The organism is Pseudohaemophilus paraphrohaemolyticus (genome assembly GCF_003253115.1).
In the GTDB taxonomy this organism is placed as follows: Bacteria; Pseudomonadota; Gammaproteobacteria; order Enterobacterales; family Pasteurellaceae; genus Haemophilus_A; species Haemophilus_A paraphrohaemolyticus_A.
In genome coordinates, this window is sequence record NZ_QEQF01000011.1 from 62360 (window position 1) to 68359 (window position 6000).

The 6000-nt window shown below is 38.0% G+C and carries 3 protein-coding genes and 2 pseudogenes; 3 read left to right on the forward strand and 2 right to left on the reverse strand.

Features of this window, described 5'->3' with window-relative positions; translation table 11 throughout:
* The first annotated feature begins 208 nt into the window (after positions 1-208).
* Positions 209-2110, forward strand: a complete 1902-nt coding sequence (dnaK, locus tag DPV92_RS09275) for a molecular chaperone DnaK (protein ID WP_111354625.1) — start codon at positions 209-211, stop codon at positions 2108-2110.
* A 559-nt stretch (positions 2111-2669) separates the two neighbouring features.
* The gene (dnaJ, locus tag DPV92_RS09285; RefSeq protein ID WP_111354627.1) at positions 2670-3821 is read left to right on the forward strand and encodes a molecular chaperone DnaJ; all 1152 of its coding nucleotides are present in this window, start codon (positions 2670-2672) and stop codon (positions 3819-3821) included.
* A 73-nt stretch (positions 3822-3894) separates the two neighbouring features.
* Here dnaJ and DPV92_RS09290 read toward each other — a convergent pair whose 3' ends face one another.
* A complete protein-coding gene (locus DPV92_RS09290; protein ID WP_111354628.1) occupies positions 3895-4374 on the reverse strand; it encodes a hypothetical protein in 480 nt (159 codons plus the stop codon).
* Between the two features lie 65 nt (positions 4375-4439).
* Between DPV92_RS09290 and DPV92_RS09295 the strand changes: the two are divergent.
* Positions 4440-4665 (forward strand): annotated as a pseudogene (locus DPV92_RS09295) (hypothetical protein); the annotation flags it as partial.
* A 402-nt stretch (positions 4666-5067) separates the two neighbouring features.
* On the opposite strand, the pseudogene DPV92_RS09300 reads toward DPV92_RS09295, so the two are convergent.
* Positions 5068-6000 (reverse strand): annotated as a pseudogene (locus DPV92_RS09300) (KAP family P-loop NTPase fold protein); the annotation flags it as partial.

Here is a 6000-nt window from a genome sequence, read left to right on the forward strand (position 1 = left end):
CAAAATTTTGCAAATTTTTTTGTTTTTGCCCTTGAAGGGGGCTTTTTTGTCCTTATTTATGGTTGCGTCTGAATGAGCGAAGTAAAAATTTGCTCCATTCTTTTTATACTAAACTTACAAGATTTTAAATTATGCCTTGAAATAACAAAAAGCATCCTTATCTTGTGGGTACTCAATTAAGTAACGAATTTTTAGAAGGAAAATTATTATGGGAAAAATCATTGGTATTGACTTAGGTACAACAAACTCTTGTGTAGCAGTAATGGACGGCGACAAAGCGCGCGTGATTGAAAATGCAGAAGGGGCACGTACGACTCCGTCAATCATTGCATATACAGATAACGAAACTTTAGTTGGTCAGCCGGCAAAACGTCAGGCGATAACTAACCCGAAAAACACTTTATTCGCGATCAAACGTTTAATCGGTCGTCGTTTTGAAAGCGAAGAAGTACAACGTGATATTAAAATTATGCCTTTTGAAATTACCCGTGCTGACAATGGTGATGCTTGGGTAAATGTAAAAGGTGATAAATTAGCCCCACCGCAAATCTCTGCTGAAGTATTGAAAAAAATGAAAAAAACTGCAGAAGATTTCTTGGGTGAAGCGGTAACTGAAGCAGTAATTACTGTGCCTGCATACTTCAACGACGCACAACGTCAAGCAACTATCGATGCAGGTAAAATTGCAGGCTTAGATGTAAAACGTATCATCAACGAACCAACAGCGGCTGCGTTGGCATTCGGTTTAGGTTCAAGCAAAGAGAACCAAGTAATCGCAGTTTACGACTTAGGTGGCGGTACATTCGATATTTCAATTATCGAAATTGATAACTTCGACGGCGAACAAACTTTTGAAGTATTAGCAACAGGTGGTAACACTCACTTAGGTGGTGAAGACTTCGATAACCGTGTAATCGACTATATCATTGATGAGTTCAAAAAAGAGCAAGGCGTTGATTTACGTAACGACCCAATGGCATTACAACGTGTGAAAGAAGCAGCTGAAAAAGCGAAAATCGAACTTTCATCAGCGCAATCTACTGAAGTGAACCTTCCGTATATCACAGCAGATGCAACAGGTCCTAAACATTTAGCAATCAGCGTAACCCGTGCGAAATTAGAAGCTTTAGTTGAAGATTTAGTAGCAAGCTCAATTGACTCATTAAAAGCAGTATTAAAAGATGCAGGTAAGAGCGTAAACGAAATCCACGATATCATTCTCGTGGGTGGTCAAACTCGTATGCCATTAGTGCAACAAAAAGTAGCTGAATTCTTCGGTAAAGAAGCTCGTAAAGATGTAAACCCAGATGAAGCGGTGGCAATTGGTGCTGCAGTTCAAGGTGGCGTATTAAAAGGTGATGTGAAAGACGTTCTATTATTAGACGTAACCCCATTATCACTTGGTATCGAAACCATGGGTGGCGTGATGACAACCTTAATTGAGAAAAACACCACGATTCCAACTAAAAAATCGCAAGTGTTCTCAACTGCGGAAGATAACCAAGCAGCGGTAACTATCCACGTGTTACAAGGTGAGCGTAAACGTGCAGCAGACAATAAATCTTTAGGTCAATTTAACCTAGAAGGTATCAACCCTGCACCGCGTGGTATGCCACAAATCGAAGTAACATTTGATATCGATGCAAACGGCGTAATCAACGTATCAGCAAAAGATAAAAATACGGGTAAAGAGCAACAAATCCGCATTCAAGCGTCTTCTGGTTTATCTGATGAAGAAATTGCACAAATGGTTCGTGATGCAGAAGCAAATGCTGATGCAGACCGTAAATTTGAAGAGTTAGTTCAAGCGCGTAACCAAGCAGACGGTATCGCACACGCAACTCGCAAACAAATTGCAGAAGCTGGCGATGCATTGAGTGCTACAGATAAAGAGAAAATTGAAGCAGCAGTAAGCGAACTTGAAACTGCAGCAAAAGGTGAAGACAAAGCAGAGATTGAAGCGAAAATTGAAGCAGTAATCAAAGCGTCTGAACCGTTAATGCAAGCAGCGCAAGCAAAAGCACAAGCGGGCGAACAACCACAACAATCATCAGCAAAAGATGATGGTGTTGTGGATGCAGAGTTTGAGGAAGTGAAGGATAATAAATAATCTTTAATTTTCTCAATGATTATAGGGGAATATCTATTCCCCTTTTACTTATAAAAATGAAAAATATTATAAGATATTTTGTAACTTTATTAATTTGGGCTTTTGTTCTATATATAATTAGTAATTCAAAAGAACGTATTGATATATTGATTACAATAATCACATTGCTTTCATTAACGTTACAAAACCTACAAATAAAAGAGTTAACTGATATTCAGAATTGGTTTGCCAGTAAAATATTACTACATAAGTTCTTTATTTCTAGTTTTTATATATTTGTAAGCATAACACTTACTGTAATATTCCTTATGCCAGTTATGTTAAATGAATTACCACTATATTTATCTAATTTCGGGACTTTAGAAGAATGGCACGATTTATATAAGATGGTTTTTATTACTTCTTCAACATATTCTGTAATATTTTATATATTTTCTTTTATAGGCAAGGAGTTGGATGATAGTACAAAAGATAGCCTAAATAGAAAATATGGCTTATTTTATGGAATATTATTAATTCTTTATATTACTGTAAAATTTACTCCTATTAAATAAAAACTATGGCAAAAAAAGATTATTACGAAGTCCTTGGCTTACAAAAAGGGGCAAGTGAGAACGATATCAAACGTGCTTATAAACGTTTAGCATCTAAACACCACCCGGATAAAAACCAAGGCAGCAAAGATGCAGAAGAAAAATTTAAAGAGATCAACGAAGCTTATGAAGTACTAGGCGATGCTGAAAAACGTGCAGCTTACGACCAATATGGTCATGCGGCCTTTGAACAAGGCGGTGGCGGTGCAGGCGGCTTTGGCGGATTCGAAGGCTTTGGTGGTGGCGGTTTCGGTGGCTTTGAAGACATCTTCAGCGAAATGTTCGGTGGTGGTTTCGGTGCTGGCGGGGGGCGTCGTCAACGTGTTGTACGTGGCGATGACTTACGTTACGATATCGAAATTACTTTAGAAGAAGCAGTAAAAGGCTGTAAAAAAGATATTCGTCTTTCTACATTAGCTGAGTGTGATAGCTGCCACGGTAGTGGTGCAGAAAAAGATTCTAAAGTGGAAACTTGTCCGCACTGCCACGGTTCAGGTCGAGTACGCCGTCAGCAAGGCTTCTTTATGACCGAAAGTCTCTGTCCGACTTGTCACGGTACAGGTAAAAAAATCGAAAAACCGTGCCACTCTTGCCACGGTGACGGGCGCATTCAAAAAACGAAAAACTTATCCGTCACTATTCCAGCAGGCGTAGACACTGGTAACCAACTCCGCTTATCAGGCGAGGGGGCTGCAGGCGAGAATGGTGCACCAGCTGGCGATTTATATGTGGTGATTCACGTTCGTGAACACGAAATTTTCGAACGCGACGGCTCAAACCTCTACTGTGAAGTGCCTATTAGCTTTACTCTTGCGGCTTTAGGTGGCGAAATTGAAGTGCCAACCTTAGACGGTAAATTAAAACTCAAAATCCCAGCAGAAACCCAAACAGGCAAACTGTTCCGCGTGCGTGGTAAAGGTGTGATGAGTGCAAGAGGTGGTTACGCGGGCGATTTAATCTGTCGCGTGATTGTTGAAACGCCGGTTTCCCTCAATGAAGAGCAAAAAGAGTTACTCCGCAAATTAGAAGAGAGCTTAGAAGGCAAAAGCCAACATCGCCCTCAGCAAGAAGGGTTTCTAAATAGCGTGAAGAATTTCTTTAGTAATTTAGGTAAATAATCTAGGTCATAAAGATAAGCGGTGAGATTTGCAAAACATTCTGCAAATTTCACCGCTTTTTTATTGACTAACGTTAGCCACCTTTACAATTCAACCAATCTATTCGCTGACCTTGATAAATTTTGTAGTAAGTTGAACCATGTTGGCGTGCTACAAGCTCAATGGTGCTTCCTTCAATTGGGTAATATGAACGATAAATAACCTCGAAACGCGTTCCGCGAGCATTTAATTCTCTATTGTGAATATGATCGAACGGCACAGCTTTCCCACCATTTAGCTGAAAATAGATACCAAAATTCTCTTTTTTTCGGCTCTCGCGTGAAAGGGGAAAATAGGTGGTTAGTGATGATCGTTCTCCTGTCACAGCATGTTTACAAACATAGTAATAGCGTTTGTAATCTTTCGGGTTATTTAATTCCGACTGTGTAATCTCTTCTTTCAGATATAGTGCTTGAGCAGATTTTTTTTGCTGTTGCTTGTTAGGCGTTGTTGTACAGCCAAAAAGCGTCGCTAATGTAATGCCGATTAAGGCAAGTTTGAATTTGTTGAACATAATACTTTACGAGAAAAATTAAAGGTGGGTATGATAGCGTAATTATAATGTAAAAAGTAGGGTAAGGTTATACCGTAGATGTCGGTAAACTCGACAGTAAAGAAATTGATTTTATCGCCCGAAAAGCCGATGAGATTTTATATGTACAAGTCGCCTTTGAAATCCCTGAAAATACCCATGAAACCGATAATCTTTTGTATATTAAAGATAACTATAAAAAGATCTTATTACGAACAAACAGAGATTGATGGAATTGAAGTGATTTATGTGGTGGATTGGTTGCTGCAATAAATCTAAAAAGGCTGAAAAATTTTACCGCACTTTTTTTGTTTAACGCTTATGCTGGTGCGCGTTTCCTAACGCGTGCCGTAGAAAGTAAATAAAGAGCAGTGAGTTTTTCAGGTGTTTTTTTATTGAAATTAGGCACACGCTAGGAAGCGTGCACCAACAGATTGTGCTAATAAAGAAAGATAGCGCCAGCGTCCACGCTAGTGCCGCCTCAATCCGACGCGACTGCGTCGCAATCGGTTAATCATAAGTGAGTGGCGTTGCCACTCGTGTTGGAGAACACAGCCCCAGCGGGGCTGAATTATGCGTAACCATGTACGGCTTTGCCGTGCATGGGAAAAAATAAGCGGTGAAATCTTGCAAATTTTTTGCAAAATCTTACCGCTTGTTCTTTTGAAAAAAGCATTAAAACTCATCTAAATCATCTTCATGATTCATTGATTTTTTATGTCGGTATCCATTCTTATATTTAATTGCAAGTTCCATATAATCTTTATTTCTAAGTTCTTCATCTTCAGCTATTTTTTCAATTAAACTATTTACTTTATCCTCATCTCCACAAATTTTAATTAAGACATCCCAAAGTAGAATTTTCTCTCTATGTATTGTAGGATCATCCCCTCTTTGAGATTTACGTTCTGATATTGAAGATTTAAGTAATGATAAAAATACTTCAGGGGAACTTAATATATCATCAGAAAAAAGGTTTCCAATTGAAACAAAGAAATAGATTATATGTGACAAATTATAGGTTCCTGCAAGTTCTTTAATTGTTGCAGAGCGAATATTATTTAAAAATATTTCCTCTAAGTCTTTTGCATCCGATTCAGATACTAATTTATGCCCTCGCCCCTCTCGATATCCAATAATTCCTACAATTTGATATTGTCCATATAGATCACTAGAATTTAATAGTTGAGTAATAGTCTCTTTTTTATCCTTCTCCGGAAGTTTTCTAAGTAATCTATAAACTAAGCGGCTCCAAACCATATCTGCCTCAAAGTCAAAGAACCCTCGTTCTTTTTCGGGCACTCTTGGTAAATGCTTATATAATGTTGGTATAGTGGCAAGAGCTATTTCTTTAGTAAAGCCTCGCTCATATTCAATTAAGTTATCAACAACGTTTTCTAGAGAATTATCAGGAACAGCTGATAAAGCGATCTTGAAATCTTCTTCTGACTGCATTGTAAGCCAAACCTTTTGTGATAATTGAGCTTCTATTACTTCTGGAGTAATTACTTGTTCAAAATATAAATTAAAAAATATCTCATCTGCAATTCTTTTATTCTTCTTAAATTCTCTGTTTATGTAATAATTTGATTTTGAATTTATATTATC

What these genes read in the sequence shown, in the direction of transcription:
- dnaK (WP_111354625.1), top strand. Translation starts at nt 209, where the DNA reads ATGGGAAAAATCATTGGTATTGACTTAGGTACAACAAACTCTTGTGTA.
- dnaJ (WP_111354627.1), top strand. Translation starts at nt 2,670, where the DNA reads ATGGCAAAAAAAGATTATTACGAAGTCCTTGGCTTACAAAAAGGGGCA.
- DPV92_RS09290 (WP_111354628.1), bottom strand. Translation starts at nt 4,374, where the DNA reads ATGTTCAACAAATTCAAACTTGCCTTAATCGGCATTACATTAGCGACG.